We start from the raw sequence: 16,979 nt of genomic DNA, 5'->3' as shown, positions 1-16,979 counted from the left end.
CGTTACTTTTGCTTACTTCTGGATATAGGCTGGATATTTACTGTTCGCCGTCGCTGTCGGCCGTGGCAACCACCGGCGACATCATGTGCCCCAGCTTCAGCGCCTTCGTATTCAGGTAGTGCTGGTTGAAGACATTGCGGTTCACGAGCAACGGCACGCGCTCGGAGACAGGCACGCCCAGCTTTTCCATGGCGGCGATCTTGCGGGGATTGTTCGTCATCAGGCGCAGGCTTTGCACGCCGAACTGGCGCAGCATCGGCGCCACCAGCTCGTAGCTGCGCTGGTCCGGCTTGAAGCCGAGCTGCTCGTTGGCCTGCACGGTATCGGCGCCCGCCTCCTGCAGCCGGTAGGCGCGCATCTTGTTCAGCAGGCCGATGCCGCGGCCTTCCTGGCGCAGGTACAGCAGCACGCCGCGCCCTTCGGCCGCGATGCGCTGTAGCGCGCCCTCGAGCTGGGCGCCGCAGTCGCAGCGCTGGGAGAACAGCACGTCGCCCGTCAGGCATTCGCTGTGCACGCGCGCCAGCACGGGCGCGCCGTCACCGATATCGCCCAGCACCATCGCCAGGTGCTCCTTGCCGGTCGAATGCTCGATGAACGCGTGCAGCGTGAACTCCGCCCACGGCGTGGGCAGCGCGCACGAGGTGACGTATTCGAGATCGGTGGCATCGACAGGGAGTTCAGCAACGGGCTGCATGGTTAAGCTCTTTTCATTCGGGTACGTATAAGCCCCTCATCATAACAAAAATTGAGGTTTCGGCAGATGCTCCCCCAACGGCAGAGCCCGTGTCACGGTGCCTGACACCATGACACGAGCGCGACCGTAACAACGCGGAGCCCGCGTTACGGGGCCGGGAAGGGACGATGCCGCGGACGACATCACCCACATGCACGGCCCCAGCCACTACTGCATCAGTACGGCAGATCGAAGACCAGTACCTCGGCCGCCTCGGCGTGGTCCAGCTTCACCTGCGTCTCGCGGGTGATCTTCAGCGCGTCGCCGCCCTTCAGCGCGGTGCCGTTGACTGTCACGGTGCCGCGGATCACGTGCACGTAGCTGGTGCGCTCGTCGTCCAGCGGGTGCGCCACGCTGTCACCCTCGTTCAGGATCGTGGCGAAGATGCGGGCATCCTGGTGGATCAGCACCGAGCCGTCGCGGCCGTCCGGCGAGGCGATCAGCCGCAATTTGCCCTGTTTGCTCTCCGGCGAGAAGTGCTTTTCCTCGTAGCCGGGGGCGATGCCGGTCTCGGACGGCTGGATCCAGATCTGCAGGAAGTGCACGCGCTCGGTGCTCGAGTGGTTGAACTCGCTGTGCCGCACGCCGGTGCCGGCCGTCATGCGCTGTACGTCGCCGTAGCGCAGCACGCTGCCGTTGCCCATGCTGTCCTTGTGTTCCAGCGCGCCTTCCAGCACGTAGGAGATGATCTCCATGTCGCGGTGGCCGTGCGTGCCGAAGCCCTGGCCCGGCATGACCTTGTCCTCGTTGATCACCAGCAGGGGGCCGAAGCCCATGTGGCGCGGGTCGTGGTAATAGCCGAACGAGAAGGTGTGACGGGAATCGAGCCAGCCGTGGTTGGCGACACCGCGTTCTTCACTGCGACGGACTTCTTGCATGATATGCTCCTTAATGTTGTTTGCGATCGTTTCGAACACCGTTTTTGCAGTGTTCGCAGCTCGGATGTAGGCACTATACGCCCGCTCCGGATAAGAAAAAAACGGAAAATTTACCCCCGTACTATCGAAAATATCGAAAGCCTCGAACATGCTCAGACTCAGCCTGGAAGCCCTGCAGATCGTCGACGCGATCGACCGCCGCGGTTCGTTTTCCGCCGCCGGCAAGGAACTGCACCGCGTGCCTTCGACCATTTCGTACACGGTCGGCAAGCTCGAGGATGATCTCGGGGTGCAGGTATTCGAGCGCAACGGCCCGAAAGTGGAGTTGACGAAGGCGGGCCGCGAACTGTTGAAGGAGGGGCGCTACCTGCTGCGCGCGGCACAGGACCTGGAACACCGCGTGCGCCGCGTGGCGTCGGGCTGGGAGACCGAGCTGGCGATCGGCCACGATTCCATGTTTTCCAGCCTGGCGTTCGGCGACGATATCCGCGCCTTCTACGAGGTGGCCCAGCAGACCCGCCTGCGCATCGTGCGCGAGGCCCTGTCCGGCACCTGGGAAGCCTTGCTCGACCGGCGCGTGGACCTGGTGATCGGCGCGCCGGGCGATGGCCCGGCCGGCGGCGGCTATGTCTCCGAGCCGATCGGCACGCTGCGCTGGGTCTTCGCGGTCGCCCCCACGCACCCGCTGGCGGCCGTGGAGGGCAGGCTGGGCCGCATCCACCTGCAGCAGCACCGCGCCGTGGCCATGGCCGATTCCGCGCGCCAGATGGCGCCCCGCACCGTCGGCCTGCTGCTGGGCCAGGATACGCTGACCGTGCCCGACATGGCATCGAAGGTGCAGTACCAGGTTGCCGGCCTCGGCTTCGGCTTCCTGCCCGAGCCCTGCGCGCGCGCCGCGGTCGCCGCCGGCCTTCTCGTCGAGAAGGAAGTGGAGGAACCGAAACCCGACGAAACTTTCTACCTGGCCTGGCGCACCGGCGAAACCGGCGCGGCGCTGCAATGGTGGCTGGCGCGCATGCGCGGTGCCGCGCTGTTCGATCGCATGTGCCGCCATCTTCCCACGGCTTGATTGCGGCACGTCAAACCTCGGCGTTGTTTGGCCTATTGGCTTGCGGTAATAGTTGACTATGACCAACTAGTTCGCGGTAGCATCAGGATCGTCCTTTCCGAGGTCCGCCCATGAACACGTTCTTCCTGCAGCTGCTTGCCGATCGCAAAGGCATTCCTGCCGGCCTGGTGCTGGCTACGCGACATCCCCCCGAACCCGCCGCACCGCTGCTCCAGCTGGCGGCGCGCTTTCCCTGCCATTACCGCGCCGGCCTGCCCAGCGCCTGCGCCACGCCGCTGCACAATGCCGGGTGGCGCCTCCTGCCGGCGGACCGCACCATGCATGCCGATGCGCCACCCGGCGCTTCCCTGCCGCCACACGTGACCTGGATCGAAGGCACCTGGGCGCTGGCGCCGCCGGCCCGCGCCACGGGCAAGCAGTCGACATCGCGCGCCCTGGCACTGGAGCTCGTGCAGCGGGTGAACGTCGACGCCGACACGCATGAAATCGAGGAACTGCTGCGCCGCGACCCCACGCTGTCCTACCACCTGCTGCGGCTGGTCAATTCGCTCGGCATGGGGGCCGGGCGCAAGGTCACCAACTTTGCCCAGGCCATCCTGCTGCTGGGCCGGCAGCAACTGCGCCGCTGGCTGAACCTGATGCTGTTCGCCGCCAGCAACGGCGACGAGCGTTCGGCGATGTTGCTGGCCAGGGTGTCGGTGCGGGCCCGCCTCATGGAACTGCTGGCGCGCGCCACCGGCATGGACCGGCTGAAGCAGGAGCTGGCCTTCATGACCGGCATGTTCTCCCTGCTGGGCGTGCTGTTCGGCGCGCCACTGGCCGAGGTGCTGGCGCCGCTGGCGATCGCCGACGTCGTGCAACGCGCGCTGCTGGACCGCCACGGCGAGCTGGGCAAGCTGCTGGCGCTGGTGGAGGCGGCCGAAAGCGCCGATTTCGACACCGTCGCGGCCGCGCTCGAAGAAGCCCAGCTGGCGCCCGGCGACTTCAACGCGATGGTGGTCGAGGCCAATTTGTGGATGCTGGGCGTGACGGGCAACGTGGCGGGCAGTACCCATGGATGACACGGCTCTCGCGCGTTGCCTCGACCTGTGCCGCGCGGCGCGCGCGCAGCGCGGCGGCGTGCTGGCGGCCACGCTCGACCGTCTGGAAGCGGAGCTGGTTGCCGTGCGCGACGAAGCGGAACCGCCGGAGGCCTCGCTCGAGCTGGACCTGGCCGGCTATGTCACCGGCTGGAGCACCGGTGCCGCGCGCATGTTCGGCTACACGGCCGCGGAAGCGGTGGGCCAGCACGTGCTGTTCCTCTACACGGATGACGACGACGACAACAGCATCGTCGAGCTGGTGGTAGGGACCGACCTGGCGCGCACCGAGGTCCGCCGCCGCAAGAAATCCGGCGACACGATCTGGGTGCGGCTGTCGATCACGCTGGTGAAGGACGAGGCGGGCGAGACGGCGGGGATGCACGTGCGACTGGCGCGCGTGAAGGATGGGCTGTCGGCGAGCGAGAAAAACAGCCTGCATGTCCGCATCATCGAAGACAGCGACCAGGGCGTGCTGGTCGCCGATGCGAACGGGCGCATTGTCTCGGTCAACGACGCTTTCACGCGCATCACCGGCTACACGCTGGCCGACGCGCTCGGCAAGTCGCCCGACCTGCTGCGCGCGCACCCGCACGATGCCGACTTCCGCACGCGCGTGCGGGCCGCGATGAGCGGTGCCGGCCCGTGGCGCCGCGAGATCGTGGGGCGCCGCAAGAATGGCGAACTGTTCCCGCTGTCGGCGGTGGTGGGCGCCGTGCGCGACGGGCACGGCCAGGTCAGTCATACCTTCGCGCTGTTCAGCGACATCAGCCTGCGCAAGGATGCCGAGGCGCGCATGCAGCGCATGGCCAACTACGATGCCTTGACGGGCCTTCCCAACCAGGGCCTGCTGATGCAGTTGCTGGGGCAGGCCATGGCAGCGGCGCGGCGCAGCCGCGAACATGGCGCGCTGCTGGTCGTGGAGATCACCCGGCTCGGGGCGATCGCCGACACGCTCGGCCACGACGTGGGCAATGCGGTGCTGGTCGAAGCGGGGCGGGTGCTGCGTTCACGGCTGCGCGAGGGCGATATCCTGGCGCGGCTCGATGGCGGCAAGTTCGCCATCGCCCTGCCCAGCGTCGAGCGCCGCGAGCACGCGGCGCTGGTGGCCAGGAAGCTTGCCGACGCGCTGGCGGTCCCGGTCGCCGTGGGGACGCACTCGCTGCAGGTCGGCAGCCACGTCGGCATCGCCGTCTGGCCGGAGGATGCCCAGGATCCCGACGCGCTGTTGCGCGGCGCGGACGTGGCGGCAGCGCGGGCCGGCACCAGCGTGGAGCCGGCGATGCTGTTCTTTTCCGAGGAGATGAACCAGCGCGTGAAGGAACACCTGCGCATCGAAGGCGAGTTGCGCGACGCGCTGGCGAACGGCCAGTTGCTGCTGTACTACCAGCCAAAGGTGAGCCTGCGCAGCGGCAGGATCGTGGGCGCCGAGGCGCTGCTGCGCTGGCGGCACCCGGTGCGCGGGCTCGTGTCGCCGGGCGTGTTCATCCCGGTGGCGGAGGAAACCGGCCTGATCGTGGAGCTCGGCAACTGGGTGATCGAGGAAGCATGCCGCCAGATCCGCGCCTGGCACGACGCCGGTCTGGTCATGCCGCCGGTCGCCGTCAACCTGTCGGCGCGCCAGTTCGACCGCAGCCTGCCGCGGCGCATGGCCGACGTGCTGGCGCGCCACCGTGTTCACCCCGAGCAGATCATGGTGGAGATCACGGAGAGCCTGCTGGTGCGCGGCGCCGAGGCCGCGATCGCGATCATGAACGAGCTGGTGGCGATGGGCCTGGCGCTGGCGCTGGACGACTTCGGCACCGGCTATTCCAGCCTGGCCTACCTGAAGAAATTCCCGATCAGCACGCTGAAGATCGACCGCTCCTTCGTCGTCGGCCTGCCCCTCGAGGAAAACGATTGTGCGATCGCGCGCGCGATCGTCACGATGGCCCAGCAGCTGAGGCAGGAGATCGTGGCCGAAGGCGTGGAGACGGTGGAACAGATGGCTTTCCTGCGCGAGCTCGGTTGCGACCAGCTGCAAGGTTACCTGTTCAGCCAGCCCGTGCCCGCCGCCGACTTCGAACGCATGCTCCGCGACGGCCGGCGCCTGGACGTCACGGCCCCGGTGCCCGCCCTGGCTCCATCGGATCGATGAACGCTGGCCCTTGGATGGAGCCAGCGGTCCGGTGAAAATGATCCCCCGACAACAAGAAAGGGGGGCATGATGAGGCGAGCCGATGTGGGCCAGCTGGTGCTGGTGGGGGCGATCTGGGGGGCATCGTACCTGTTCATCCGCATCGCCGCGCCGGCATTCGGACCGGTGGCGATGGCCGGGGCGCGGGCCATCCTGGCGGCGCTGCTGATGCTGCCGATCCTGCTGTGGCGCGGCGTGGCGGGCGAGACGCTGCGGCACTGGAAGGGTATTGCCCTGGTCGGCGTCACGAACGTGGCGCTGCCGTTCATTCTGTTCAATTTCGCCGCGCTGGCCATTCCCGCCGGGCTGTCGTCCATCCTGTCGTCGACCACGCCACTGTTCGCGGCGCTCATCGGCGCCATCTGGCTGGGCGACCGGCTGACGGTACAGCGCATGGCCGGGCTGGCGATCGGGTTCGCGGGCGTGGTCCTGCTGGTGGCCGACAAGGTGCACCTTGGCGGAGGCGCCCTGTGGCAAACGCTGGCCGCCGCCTTCGCCTGCCTGGCGGCGACCTTGCTGTACGGCTTCACCGGTAATTTCATCAAGCGCCACATGGCACAGGTGCCGCCGCTGGCGATCGCGGGCGGCAGCCAGGTGGCGGCCGCCGTGCTGCTGGCATTGCCGATGGCGGCGACGTGGCCGGAAACGACGCCGGGCCTGGAAGCGTGGACGGCGCTCGTGGCACTCTGCGCGCTGTGCACGTCCTTCGTGTACGTGCTGTTCTACGACTTGATCGCCCGCCTGGGCGCGAGCAGGGCGATGGGCTCGCTGTTCCTGATTCCCGCCTTCGGCGTGCTGTGGGGCGGGCTGTTCCTGGGAGAACCGTTTACGCTGCGCATGGCGCTGTGCTGCGGCGTGATCCTGGCCGGCTGCGCGCTGACGATGGGGCTGTTGAAGCTGCCGGCATGGCCGCGCGGACCGGCGCCCGGGGAGGACGAAGCGGCAAGGAAACGTTGGACGATCGTAAGGTTGAGGTGAGCGGGACTTCGTCTGGCGGCAATCGGGGTAAACGAGAGGCGCTGTTCGCGATTGCTGCATTCTCGTCGCCCGCGACCGCAACAAGCTCACGTACGATTTCGTGACCGGGCGCGGGCCGGTCAGCGCGGGACAATTGGCCCGGCACTTGCTGCCCGTGCTGGCGCCGGACGTCATTCTCGTCAGCGATGGTGCGAAGGCTTACGGGGGGTTTGCGCGGCAGGCGGGCATCACGCACGAATCGGTGAACGTGCAGGGCGGGGAGAGAGTGCGGGAAGCCGTTCACATCCAGAACGTGAACGGCTGGCATGGCCGCTTCAAGACGTGGCTTCGCCGGTTCAACGGTGTCGCCAGTCGATACCTCGCCAATTACACGGGCTGGCAACGGGTGCTGGACGCCGCCGTGCTCACCGCGCCGTCGCACTGGTTACGTGTCGGCGTGGCGCCGGACAGGCATGGCTCAGGTCGCTGTTGACATCGATAGGCCCTGAAAGTTCCGTGATTCAGGGAAAGCCTAGCGTTCGCGAACAGCGCCAAAAGAGAAAGCTGCCCATCGGGCGGCTAGGGGGAAAATGAGAAAGCCGCCCATCGGGCGGCTAGGGAGCAAATGAGAAAGCCGCCCATCGGGCGGCTTTCGTGCCCCCGAATGGCCGGGGGCTGCGCCTCAGCGCATCGGAACGACTGGCTGCGTTTAGCCCTTGTCGTTCTTGTGGCTCTGCCGGCCGGCCTGGGCGTGCTGCTCGGACGAGCCGCCGCGGGTGCCGCCGCCGCTGGAGCCTTGGTTGCCCTGGTTGCCGCCACCGCTGGAGCCCTGGTTGCCGCTCTGGCGGTTGCCGTCATTCTTGTGGCTCATGCTGCCAGCCTTGCGGGCCTCTTCCGAGGTGAACTCATGCGCATTGCCGGAAGCGTGGGCTGCGCGGCCGCCTTCGGAGGCGATTTCGCGCTGGCGCTGCGGGTCCATCGAAGCGAAACCGCGGTTGCTGGTGTCGCCGCTCTGGTTGTTGCCCTTGTTGCCGCCCTGTTTGTTATCTTGGTTGGATGATGCCATGGTTCTCTCCTTGTATGATGAACATTGCACATCCTTTACGGAACCTGTGGTCACACTCGACATCGTGTGCAAGTCGTGTAAAGGAGCGCTCATCTTAGGCCCAAGGGATGGCCTTTTTTATAAGCGTCGAGGAGGGTGCTTTGTAGGACAACGGCCAATGGAAAAGTAACACAGCAGTATGTGAATGTAACGTTTGCGACGACCCGGAAGCCTTTCATGCCAGAAACCATTACCATGTTCCCGACCCCTTCCACCGCCATGCCGGCGGGCACTCCCATGGCCGCCTTGCCGCTGCGGCTGTACCCCGGCGACGACTTGCGCGGCGCCATCGAAACCGCCTTGCGCGGCCAGGGCGCCGCCTTCGTCCTGCAAGGCATCGGTTCGCTGTCCGTGGCACGGCTGCGCCTGGCCGGGCGCCCGGGGGCCGACGAGTTGCTGGGTGATATGGAAATCCTCACGCTGGCCGGTTCCGTGTCGCCGGATGGCGCGCACCTGCACATGACGGTGGCCGACAGCGAAGGCCGCGTGCTCGGCGGGCATGTCGCGCCGGGATGCATCGTGCGCACGACGGCCGAAGTGCTCGTGGCCCTGCTGCCCGGCCATGCCTTCGGCCGTGAACTCGATGGGGCTACCGGTTATCCGGAGCTGGTGATCCGCTAGCCGCGCCGCAGCGGGTCGAGCAGGCTGCGCAGGTTGTTGTGGTCGAGCTCGTACATCAACGCCAGCAGTGCGCCCAATTCTCCTCTCGGAAAACCTTCGCGGGCCATCCAGCCCAGGTAGTGGCCGGGCAGGTCGGCCAGCTTGCGCCCCTTGTATTTACCGTAAGGCATCTCGCGCTCGACGAGCTTGGTGAGGGCTTCCCTATGCATACTGTTGCGGGTGAGTCAAAAATGTTCTGCTTGAGTGTGGGTTTTTCGAAAGAATGACTCCCTGGATACTGCACGTCATCCAATCTCGTGCGTCACTTTACAGGAGTCATCCATGCCCATTGCCTTGCTGGCGCTGACGATCAGCGCCTTCGCCATCGGCACCACCGAGTTCGTCATCGTCGGGCTGTTGCCCACCATCGCCGCCGACCTGCGCGTCACCCTGCCTTCGGCTGGCCTCCTCGTCAGCCTGTACGCGCTGGGCGTGGCGGTCGGCGCGCCCGTGCTCACGGCCCTCACGGGCAGGCTGCCGCGCAAGCTCCTGCTGCTGGCGCTGATGGTGCTGTTCACGGCCGGCAATCTGCTGGCCTGGCAGGCGCCCGGCTATGCGTCGCTGGTCGCGGCCCGCATCTTGACGGGCCTGGCGCACGGTGTGTTCTTCTCGATCGGTTCAACGATCGCCACCTCGCTCGTGCCAAAGGAAAAGGCGGCCAGCGCGATCGCCATCATGTTCACGGGGCTGACCGTGGCGCTGGTGACCGGAGTGCCGCTCGGCACCTTCATCGGCCAGCACTTCGGCTGGCGCGAAACCTTCCTGGCGGTCTCCGCATTGGGCGTGGTCGCGTTCGTCGGCAGCCTGCTGTTCGTGCCGAAGGACATCGCCCACGCGAAGCCGGCCTCCCTGCTCGACCAGGCGAGGGTGCTTGCGCAGCCGCGGCTGCTGCTCGTGTACGCCATGACCGCAGTCGGCTACGGCGGATCGTTCATCGCCTTCACGTTCCTGGCGCCGATCCTGCAACGCGTGGCCGGCTTCGGCGAAAGCGCCGTGGGCCTGGTGATGCTGGTCTATGGCGTATCGGTGGCGGTCGGTAACATCTGGGGTGGCAGGCTGGCGGACCGGCGCGGCCCGGTGGGCGCGCTGAAGATCATCTTCCTCGGCCTGGCCGCCGTGCTGCTGGCGCTCACGTTCACGGCGCCGAACCAATACCTGGTCGTGCTCACCGTGCTGCTGTGGGGTGCCGTCGCCTTCGGCAACGTGGCAGGGTTGCAGGTGTACGTCGTGCAGCAGGCCGAACATTACACGCCGCGCGCCGTCGACGTGGCGTCCGGCCTGAACATCGCCGCGTTCAACCTCGGCATTGCCGGCGGTGCCTGGGGCGGCGGCCAGATCGTCGACCAATTCGGCCTCGTGCATACCGGCTGGATCGGCGCCCTGGTGGTGCTGGGCGCCTATGGCTTGACGGTGTTGTCCGGCCGGTTGGACCGGCTGCATCCGCGGTCGACCGCGTCAGGGAAGTCCGTCCACGCCATCGCGCACTAAGAGAGCCTAACAAAACCCGCAGGGCAAGGCGCGGCGTCGAAGACAGTACACCTGTACGGCGAGACGCTGCAACGCAGCCATGGGGGGGGCGGGCGCTCTAAGGCGTATCCGGCTCCGCCGGGGCCTCGCCCGGCTGGACCGGCCCCCTCTTCAGATGTTTCATGAATTGCTGGAAGTGCGGCCGGAATTCCGTGAACAGCGGGTGGTCGCGGTGCTCCAGCATCGTCTCCGAAAACAGCTTCAGGCCCACGGCGAAGGCGATCGCCGTTTCCGGATCGAAGTCGCCGCGGCCGCGCATGCGCTCGACGATGGCGAAGATGTCGTCATGGTTGCCGACCTCGAATGTCAAAGGGGCGCGCGTGACCGGATTGCCGCCGGGGTCCTGCAGGTGATCGACGGTGATGCGGTAGCGATGCTGTTTCATGGTCCCTCCGTATGGGTTCAATCGGGCAGCAGCAGCAAGTGCTGCGTGGCGGTATGGAAGTCGCGCCAGACGCGGTTGATCGCCGTTTCCTCGCGCGCCGCTTGCAGCCCGCAGTACGGATACAACCCGTCGACGGTGCGGCGGCAAGTCTCCACGAGCTGCAAGGATACCCGCTGCAAAGCGGCCTCGTCGGCTGAGGCGTGCCGCACCACATCGTCCCAGGCGCGGTCCAGGGTCGCGTACAGGGCGGCGCGATCGTGCTCCAGGTCCGCTCGGGCCGCCGCCAGCCGTGCCGCTACCGTGGGGACCTCGGCCAGTGGCACACCGGTGCCGTGCTGGCGGCGCACGGCGACCAGCGGTCCGGCCCGCGCGACGAAGTGGCCGGCCATGCCCAGCACGTTTGCCGCCAGCGTCACGTAAGCGAGCGCCATGAACGGGAAGCGGTACAGCGGGCCGTCGGCCGTGGCGTGGGCGGCGTCGATCGCGAAGCCGTGGCTGCCCGGGACGCGGGCCCCGTCGATGCGGTAGGCCTGCGATGCCGAGGCGCGCATGCCGATGGCTTGCCAGGAGGGCTCCAGCGTCACGTGGCGCGCCGGCACGACGAAGGCGCGGATGCGCGGCTTGCCATGTTCATCGCGCAGCACTTCGCCACCGGCGCGCAGCATGGCGTTCAGCGTGAAATGGGTCGCCATCGGCGCGCCGCTGGCGTAGTCCCAGCGCCCGCTGATCAGGAAGTCGTCTCCGTCGAGATCGGCGAATCCGGTCGGGGCGCCGCTGCCGGCCAGGCAGGCGCCGGGCGTTGCCATGATCCCGCGCGCCAGCGCCTGCGGCAGGAAGCCGGCAAACCAGCCGGCGCCCGCGCACAGGGTGACCACCCAGCCCAGGCTGCCGTCGATGGCCGCGACCTGTTCTTCCAGCCGCACGACCTCCGGCAGCGGCAACTCCGCGCCCCCCGCCGCGCGCGGCGCCAGCATTTTCAGCCAGCCCTGCTCGTGGATGCGCGCCTGCTGCTCCGGCAGCAGGAACCCAGCCAGCTCCGCCGCGCGCCACGGATCGTCAAAACCGGTGACAGGCTCCGATATTCTTGCAACGTTTCCTGGAAATCGGAGCCTGTCACCAGTGTTCGGGCAACGATCAGTCATAGATGCGCTCCAGGCTGCCCTTGCCGAAGTATTTTTCGTATTCGGCGGCGGCGTTCACGTCCATCATGCCGGCGAGGTAGTCGAGCACGAGGCGTTCGCGGGAGTCGCGCAGGCAGCGCAGCTCGGGCGGCAGCAGCACGTTGTCGCGGTTGTAGGCGCGGTCGGTCAGCACCTCGAACAGGCCGCGGATGATCTTCTCGCCGCGCTTCTCGTACAGCTGCACGTCCTTCTTGCGCAGGATCGCCTTCCACAGCAGGCTCTTCAAGCCGCGCGCGAGCGGCCCCATCGTGCTGTAGCCCAGTTCCGGGCCATGCGCCCCCTCGACAACGGTGATGTCGCGGCACAGTTCGTGCACGATCTGCGACGTCATTTCCTTGCGCAGCACGATCGAGTATTCCTCGGAACTGGCCTGCGCCTCGCTCTTCAACGCCTCCTCGTGGGCGCCATGGGCGATGCGCGAAAACGGTTCGAAGGCGTCGGCGAAATCGCGGCTGATGCGGAACTCGTGCAGGATCTCGCCCCAGGTGATGATGCCGAAGCTCATCGCGTCTTCCAGGTCGTGCGCCGCGTAGGCGATCTCGTCGGACAAGTCCATGATCTGCGCATCGATCGTCTTGCGGATGGCCAGGCCGCGCCGCGCCATCTCGCCGGACAGGAAGTGGAAGTCCTCGTCGTACAGGAATTTCCTCGGATTGTCGGCGCGCCGATAAAAATACTTGGTGATGCCGGCCAGCGTGCGCACGGTCAGGTTCAGGCCGGCATACGCGTGGTGCTTCTTTTCCAGCGTGCGCAGGATGCGGAACGCCTGCGCATTGCCCTCGAAGCCGCCATGGTCGCGGCCTAGTTCATCGAGGATGCGCTCGCCGTGATGGCCGAACGGCGGGTTGCCCAGGTCGTGCGCCAGCGCGCAGGTTTCGGCCACCACGCTGCGCTCCAGCCCCAGGTCGGCGGCGATCGAGCGGGCGATCTGCGCCACTTCGAGGCTGTGCGTGAGCCGGTTGCGGTTGAAGTTGCCGGCATCCACGCCCAGGAGCTGCATCTTGCCCTGCAGGCGGCGGAACGATGCCGAATACAGCACGCGCGCATAGTCGCGCATGCATTCCTCGCGGCCCTCGGCGCGGCCGTCGGCCTGCGCATGGACGCGCACCTCGAGCGGGGCGATCAGCGCTTCCTGCGCGCGGGCGAATTCTCTGGTGGCGGCACTGTACATGGTGATCCTTCCTGTTGCTTGCCCGATTGTAGCCCGGCCGCGGGTGTATATTGCTGCCGATTCATATCCTGGATGTAAAGAGCATGTCCCCGTTTTTCCTGTTTTTCGTCATCTTCGCGTATTTCGGCCTGTTGCTGGCGGTGGCCTGGGCAACGTCGCGCAATGCCGACAATGCCAGCTTCTTCATCGGTAACAAGAGCTCGCACTGGGGCCTCGTCGCGTTCGGCATGGTGGGTACCACGCTGTCCGGCGTCACCTTCGTCAGCGTGCCGGGCGCCGTGGGCCGCGACGGCTTCGGCTACCTGCAGATCACGCTCGGCTACGTGATCGGCTACCTGGTCGTGGCCTTCGTGCTGCTGCCGCTGTACTACCGGCTCAAGCTCACGTCGATCTATCACTACCTCGACGTGCGGCTGGGGCGCCGTTCCTACCAGAGCGGCGCCGCGTTCTTCATCGTCTCGCGCACCCTCGGCGCCACCGCGCGGCTGTACCTCGTCGTCAACATCCTGCAAGCGACCATACTGGACCGGCTCGGCGTGCCGTTCTGGGCCACCAACCTCGTGATCCTGCTGATGATCCTGCTCTACACGTACGAGGGCGGCGTGAAGACGATCGTGTGGACCGATACGCTGCAGACCACCGGCATGCTGGCCGGCCTGGCGGCCTGCGTGTGGTTCCTGCTGCATGCGATGGACCTGTCGATGGCGGAAAGCCTGGCGCGCATGGAAGCGGCGGGCCTGTCGCGCGTGTTCGATTTCAACGTCGACAGCCCCGGCTACTTCTGGAAGCAAGTTGTGGCCGGCGCCTTCATCACGATCGCCATGACGGGGATGGACCAGGAAATGATGCAGAAGAATATCTCCGTGCGCACCCTCGGCGGGGCGCAGAAGAACATGGTGCTGCTCACCTTCATCCTGGTGGTCGTGCTGGGCGCCTTCCTATTCTTGGGCGGCCTGCTGCACCTGTACGCCCCGCAGGCCGGCGTGACGGCGACCGGCGACAAGCTCTTCCCGGCCGTGGTGATGGAACACCTGCCGGCCGCCATGCAGCTGGTGTTCTTCGTGGCCCTCGTGTCGGCGCTGTTCCCCAGCGCCGACGGTGCGATCACGGCGCTCACCTCGTCGTTCTGCATCGACCTGCTGGGCGTGCAGCGGCGCGCGTTGAACGAGCGCGAGCGGGTGCGCTGGCGCCACCGCGTGCACCTGGGTTTCTGCGCGCTGTTCCTCGTGCTCGTGATGGTGTTCAAGTGGATCGACAGCGCGAGCATGATAGGCGTCATCCTCAAGCTGGCCGGCTACACATATGGCCCGCTGCTCGGCCTGTTCGGCTTCGGGCTGCTGACGCGCCGGCAGGTGGCCGACCGCTGGGTGCCCGTCGTCGTTCTCGCCGGCCCGGCGCTGTGCGCGCTGCTGGAGCACTGGCAGCACGTGTTCTTCGGCAGCTACCGGCTGGGGCTGGAACTGCTGGTGATCGACGGCCTGTTCGTGTTCGCCGGGCTGTGGGCGATTTCCTCACCTGAAAGACGTGGCGCCCCCGTGGCTGCAAACTGATACAGTCTCGCCTATACCCCGTCAACCAATTTATCCGGAGTTGCCCGTGTCCCGATCCGTGTTTTCCTATGTGCGTGGCGGCCTTGGCCGTGCCTGGCGCTTCATCGATGCCAGCCGCCGCGCCGTGATGAACCTGATTTTCCTGGCGATCGTGATCGCCTTGCTGTATGCAATCTTCGGCGGCGGCGCCAAGCCGCTGGGCCAGAAGACGATGCTGGTGCTGAACCTGAACGGCCAGCTGGTCGAGCAGGCGCCGGGCGGCGCCAAGCTTGCCGCGCTGGCCAACCTGGGCGACGAGAACGTGCGCCGCTATATCCAGCTGCGCGACGTGCTGCGTGCGCTGGACCATGCCGGCCGCGATCCGGGCATTGCCGGCGCCGTGCTGCTGGTCGACGAGATGGAAGGCGGCGGCCCGGCCATGCAGCGGGAGATCGCCGCGGCCATCGACCGCTTCCGTGCCACCGGCAAGAAGGTGGTGGCCTGGGGCTCGAACTACAACCAGAGCCAGTTCCAGATCGCCGCCCATGCGAGCGAGGTTTACCTGCACCCGATGGGGACCGTGATCCTGGACGGCTACGGCAAGTATCGCACCTACTACCGGGACGCGCTTGACAAGCTGGGCGTCACCGTCAACCTGCTCAAGGTCGGCAACTTCAAGAGCGCCGCCGAACCGCTGGTGGCCAACGGCCCGTCGCCCGCCGCCGCGGAAGCGGAGGCTTACCTGAACAACGACCTGTGGAGCCGCTACCTGCAGGACGTGGAACAGGCGCGCAAGCTGCAGCCGGGCACGATCGCGCGCAGCATCGAGAACCTGCCCGCGCTGGTGGGGCAGAGCGGCGGCAACCTGGCGAAGCTCGCGCTGCAGGTGAAGCTGGTCGACGGCCTGAAGACGCGCGACGAGATCCGCGCCATGATGGTGCAGCGCGGCGAGGCGGACCCGCAGAACAAATCGTTCCGCCAGATCGCCCACGATGAATACCTGGCCCGTATCGCACCCAAGCTGACCGGCGACGCCATCGGCGTGGTGATGGCCGTGGGCGAGATCGGCGACGGCATCGCCGCGCCGGGCTCGATCGGCGGCCTGTCCACGTCGAACCTGATCCGCATGGCGCGCGAGGACGACAGCGTGAAGGCCATCGTGCTGCGCGTCGATTCGCCCGGCGGCAGCGCCTTCGGGTCGGAACTGATCCGCCGCGAGCTCGAACTCACGCGCGCGGCCGGCAAGCCGGTCGTCGTCTCGATGGGCAACTTGGCTGCTTCGGGCGGCTACTGGATCTCGATGTCGGCCGATGAAGTGATCGCCGACGCATCCACGATCACCGGCTCGATCGGCGTGTTCGCGCTGTTCCCCACCGTCGACAAGGTGATGGACAAGCTGGGCATCCACAGCGGCGGCCAGCCGACCACCTGGCTGGGCGACGCCGGCAACCCCACGCGGCCGATGGACCCGCGCTTCGGCCAGCTGTTGCAGGCATCGATCAACCACGTGTATGCGGAATTCACCACGAAGGCCGCGCAGGCGCGCAAGAGCACGCCGGAGAAGATCGACGCCGTGGCGCAGGGCAGGGTATGGACCGGCGCCCAGGCGCAGGAACGGGGCCTGGTCGACACCTTGGGCAGCTTCAACGACGCGGTGCGCTCCGCCGCGCGCCGCGCCAAGCTGGGGGCCGATCCGCGCATCGTCTACATCGAGCGCGAAACCACGCGCTTCGACAAGCTGCTCGATTTCTTCGGCGCGCCGCAAGCCGTCAGCGACCTGGTCGATGCGGCCGTCGCCCGCCAGCTGGGCACCGTGCTTGCGCCGAGCGGCATCCCCGCCGGCGTGGCCGGGCAGGTCGCCAGGGAGTTGAACTGGCTGAACGAGATGACGGCGCAGAGAAAGCCGTTCATGGCGCTCACCCACTGCCTGTGCGGCGTGCCGCAATGACGGTCGACCTGCGCGTCGGCGACGTGCGGCCCTTTGTCGGGGCCGCCGACTTCGCCCTGTCGAAGGCCTTCTACGCGGCGTTGGGCTGGGCGGTCGAGTACGACGACGACAAGCTGGCGCTGCTGGCCAATGGCGGTCACCGCTTCTACCTGCAGGACTACTATTCCAAGGAATGGGTCGACAATACGATGCTGCATGTGACCGTGGCCGATGCCCACGGCGCCCATGAACAGGTGAGGGCGCTGCTGGCAACGGGCCGTTTCCCCGGCGCGCGCGTGGCGCCGCCCAAGCGCGAGAGCTACGGCGCGCTGGTCACCTATGTATGGGATCCGGCCGGCGTGCTGCTGCACCTGGCCCAGTGGCTGCCGGAGCAGGATGTCGCGGACTGACCCCCTCCCGGGTCAGCCGACTTCCCATATCGTGACAGCGCGACACCGCGGCGGCACAACGCCGCCCGTGCAACTGATTCCCCCAACTGTCGTGCAGCCGCCACGCGCGCGGCGCGTTCATCCAGCTTGTTGATGCGGGGCAATTGCCGAATGAGGCCGGTAGGCATCATGTGATCTCCACAAATTACTGTT

Annotated in this window: 17 protein-coding genes; 10 read left to right on the top strand and 7 right to left on the bottom strand. The window is 67.0% G+C overall.

Annotated features, from left to right (window positions below):
- Positions 1-37: 37 nt before the first annotated feature.
- Both ribA and V6Z91_RS29585 read right to left on the bottom strand, forming a co-directional pair.
- Positions 38-694 carry a GTP cyclohydrolase II gene (ribA, locus tag V6Z91_RS29590; RefSeq protein ID WP_338764790.1) on the bottom strand — a complete coding sequence of 219 codons (657 nt, stop codon included), beginning with the start codon at positions 692-694 and terminating at the stop codon, positions 38-40.
- Positions 695-909: 215 nt separating this feature from the next.
- Entirely contained in the window at positions 910-1,611 is a 702-nt protein-coding gene (locus V6Z91_RS29585; RefSeq protein ID WP_338764789.1) for a pirin family protein, read from the bottom strand.
- 148 nt (positions 1,612-1,759) lie between these two features.
- Between V6Z91_RS29585 and V6Z91_RS29580 the strand changes: the two genes are divergently transcribed.
- The 5 genes from V6Z91_RS29580 to V6Z91_RS29560 all read left to right on the top strand — a co-directional run bounded on the left by V6Z91_RS29580 (position 1,760) and on the right by V6Z91_RS29560 (position 7,385).
- Positions 1,760-2,680: a LysR substrate-binding domain-containing protein gene (locus V6Z91_RS29580; RefSeq protein ID WP_338764787.1), complete on the top strand. Its 921-nt coding sequence runs from the start codon at positions 1,760-1,762 to the stop codon at positions 2,678-2,680.
- 110 nt (positions 2,681-2,790) lie between these two features.
- A complete protein-coding gene (locus V6Z91_RS29575) occupies positions 2,791-3,741 on the top strand; it encodes an HDOD domain-containing protein (protein ID WP_338764784.1) in 951 nt (316 codons plus the stop codon).
- Positions 3,734-5,896 (top strand): EAL domain-containing protein, encoded by a 2,163-nt coding sequence (locus V6Z91_RS29570; RefSeq protein ID WP_338764782.1) that lies wholly within the window; start codon positions 3,734-3,736, stop codon positions 5,894-5,896. Before V6Z91_RS29575 ends, V6Z91_RS29570 begins: the two co-directional genes overlap by 8 nt.
- A gap of 66 nt (positions 5,897-5,962) precedes the next feature.
- Positions 5,963-6,913, top strand: a complete 951-nt coding sequence (locus V6Z91_RS29565) for an EamA family transporter (RefSeq protein ID WP_338764779.1) — start codon at positions 5,963-5,965, stop codon at positions 6,911-6,913.
- A 58-nt stretch (positions 6,914-6,971) separates the two neighbouring features.
- Positions 6,972-7,385, top strand: a complete 414-nt coding sequence (locus V6Z91_RS29560; RefSeq protein ID WP_338772112.1) for an IS1595 family transposase — start codon at positions 6,972-6,974, stop codon at positions 7,383-7,385.
- 216 nt (positions 7,386-7,601) lie between these two features.
- Here V6Z91_RS29560 and V6Z91_RS29555 read toward each other — a convergent pair whose 3' ends face one another.
- The gene (locus V6Z91_RS29555; protein ID WP_338764777.1) at positions 7,602-7,958 is read right to left on the bottom strand and encodes a KGG domain-containing protein; all 357 of its coding nucleotides are present in this window, start codon (positions 7,956-7,958) and stop codon (positions 7,602-7,604) included.
- A 276-nt stretch (positions 7,959-8,234) separates the two neighbouring features.
- Between V6Z91_RS29555 and V6Z91_RS29550 the strand changes: the two genes are divergently transcribed.
- Positions 8,235-8,618 carry a PPC domain-containing DNA-binding protein gene (locus V6Z91_RS29550; protein ID WP_338772110.1) on the top strand — a complete coding sequence of 128 codons (384 nt, stop codon included), beginning with the start codon at positions 8,235-8,237 and terminating at the stop codon, positions 8,616-8,618.
- Here the strand turns inward: V6Z91_RS29550 and V6Z91_RS29545 are convergent.
- Positions 8,615-8,827: a DUF3820 family protein gene (locus V6Z91_RS29545; protein WP_338764775.1), complete on the bottom strand. Its 213-nt coding sequence runs from the start codon at positions 8,825-8,827 to the stop codon at positions 8,615-8,617. The two genes, V6Z91_RS29550 and V6Z91_RS29545, sit on opposite strands and share 4 nt — an antisense overlap.
- Positions 8,828-8,939: 112 nt before the next feature.
- On the opposite strand from V6Z91_RS29545, the gene V6Z91_RS29540 reads away from it, so the two are divergent.
- The gene (locus tag V6Z91_RS29540; RefSeq protein ID WP_338764774.1) at positions 8,940-10,145 is read left to right on the top strand and encodes an MFS transporter; all 1,206 of its coding nucleotides are present in this window, start codon (positions 8,940-8,942) and stop codon (positions 10,143-10,145) included.
- A gap of 97 nt (positions 10,146-10,242) precedes the next feature.
- Here the strand turns inward: V6Z91_RS29540 and V6Z91_RS29535 are convergent, their stop codons facing one another.
- From V6Z91_RS29535 to dgt, 3 genes are read right to left on the bottom strand one after another with little or no spacing between them, the layout of a single operon-like run.
- The gene (locus tag V6Z91_RS29535; RefSeq protein ID WP_338764772.1) at positions 10,243-10,569 is read right to left on the bottom strand and encodes a DUF3861 domain-containing protein; all 327 of its coding nucleotides are present in this window, start codon (positions 10,567-10,569) and stop codon (positions 10,243-10,245) included.
- Between the two features lie 17 nt (positions 10,570-10,586).
- Entirely contained in the window at positions 10,587-11,711 is a 1,125-nt protein-coding gene (locus tag V6Z91_RS29530; RefSeq protein WP_338764770.1) for an acyl-CoA dehydrogenase, read from the bottom strand.
- On the bottom strand, positions 11,704-12,921 hold the full coding sequence (gene dgt, locus V6Z91_RS29525) for a dGTP triphosphohydrolase (RefSeq protein WP_338764769.1): 1,218 nt from the start codon (positions 12,919-12,921) through the stop codon (positions 11,704-11,706). Before dgt ends, V6Z91_RS29530 begins: the two co-directional genes overlap by 8 nt.
- Before the next feature lie 83 nt (positions 12,922-13,004).
- On the opposite strand from dgt, the gene V6Z91_RS29520 reads away from it, so the two are divergent.
- Genes V6Z91_RS29520 through V6Z91_RS29510 form a run of 3 tightly spaced genes read left to right on the top strand, consistent with a single transcriptional unit; the run spans position 13,005 to position 16,787 of the window.
- Positions 13,005-14,471 (top strand): sodium:solute symporter, encoded by a 1,467-nt coding sequence (locus V6Z91_RS29520; protein ID WP_338764766.1) that lies wholly within the window; start codon positions 13,005-13,007, stop codon positions 14,469-14,471.
- A 46-nt stretch (positions 14,472-14,517) separates the two neighbouring features.
- Complete coding sequence (gene sppA, locus V6Z91_RS29515) at positions 14,518-16,398, top strand: signal peptide peptidase SppA (protein WP_338764764.1); 1,881 nt, start codon at positions 14,518-14,520, stop codon at positions 16,396-16,398.
- Entirely contained in the window at positions 16,395-16,787 is a 393-nt protein-coding gene (locus V6Z91_RS29510; RefSeq protein ID WP_338764762.1) for a hypothetical protein, read from the top strand. The genes sppA and V6Z91_RS29510 overlap by 4 nt, the downstream gene beginning before the upstream one ends.
- Positions 16,788-16,979: the final 192 nt, after the last annotated feature.

The organism is Massilia sp. METH4 (genome assembly GCF_037094685.1).
In the GTDB taxonomy this organism is placed as follows: Bacteria; Pseudomonadota; Gammaproteobacteria; order Burkholderiales; family Burkholderiaceae_D; genus Rugamonas.
This window is presented reverse-complemented; position numbering and strand designations above follow the sequence as displayed.

Bases quoted from the DNA above. Each gene is read 5' to 3' on its own strand.
- V6Z91_RS29555 (WP_338764777.1), bottom strand. From the start codon at position 7,958: ATGGCATCATCCAACCAAGATAACAAACAGGGCGGCAACAAGGGCAAC.
- V6Z91_RS29550 (WP_338772110.1), top strand. From the start codon at position 8,235: ATGGCCGCCTTGCCGCTGCGGCTGTACCCCGGCGACGACTTGCGCGGC.
- V6Z91_RS29540 (WP_338764774.1), top strand. From the start codon at position 8,940: ATGCCCATTGCCTTGCTGGCGCTGACGATCAGCGCCTTCGCCATCGGC.
- V6Z91_RS29530 (WP_338764770.1), bottom strand. From the start codon at position 11,711: ATGACTGATCGTTGCCCGAACACTGGTGACAGGCTCCGATTTCCAGGA.
- V6Z91_RS29535 (WP_338764772.1), bottom strand. From the start codon at position 10,569: ATGAAACAGCATCGCTACCGCATCACCGTCGATCACCTGCAGGACCCC.
- V6Z91_RS29575 (WP_338764784.1), top strand. From the start codon at position 2,791: ATGAACACGTTCTTCCTGCAGCTGCTTGCCGATCGCAAAGGCATTCCT.
- V6Z91_RS29585 (WP_338764789.1), bottom strand. From the start codon at position 1,611: ATGCAAGAAGTCCGTCGCAGTGAAGAACGCGGTGTCGCCAACCACGGC.
- V6Z91_RS29510 (WP_338764762.1), top strand. From the start codon at position 16,395: ATGACGGTCGACCTGCGCGTCGGCGACGTGCGGCCCTTTGTCGGGGCC.
- V6Z91_RS29545 (WP_338764775.1), bottom strand. From the start codon at position 8,827: ATGCATAGGGAAGCCCTCACCAAGCTCGTCGAGCGCGAGATGCCTTAC.
- V6Z91_RS29565 (WP_338764779.1), top strand. From the start codon at position 5,963: ATGATGAGGCGAGCCGATGTGGGCCAGCTGGTGCTGGTGGGGGCGATC.
- ribA (WP_338764790.1), bottom strand. From the start codon at position 694: ATGCAGCCCGTTGCTGAACTCCCTGTCGATGCCACCGATCTCGAATAC.
- V6Z91_RS29580 (WP_338764787.1), top strand. From the start codon at position 1,760: ATGCTCAGACTCAGCCTGGAAGCCCTGCAGATCGTCGACGCGATCGAC.
- V6Z91_RS29520 (WP_338764766.1), top strand. From the start codon at position 13,005: ATGTCCCCGTTTTTCCTGTTTTTCGTCATCTTCGCGTATTTCGGCCTG.
- dgt (WP_338764769.1), bottom strand. From the start codon at position 12,921: ATGTACAGTGCCGCCACCAGAGAATTCGCCCGCGCGCAGGAAGCGCTG.
- V6Z91_RS29570 (WP_338764782.1), top strand. From the start codon at position 3,734: ATGGATGACACGGCTCTCGCGCGTTGCCTCGACCTGTGCCGCGCGGCG.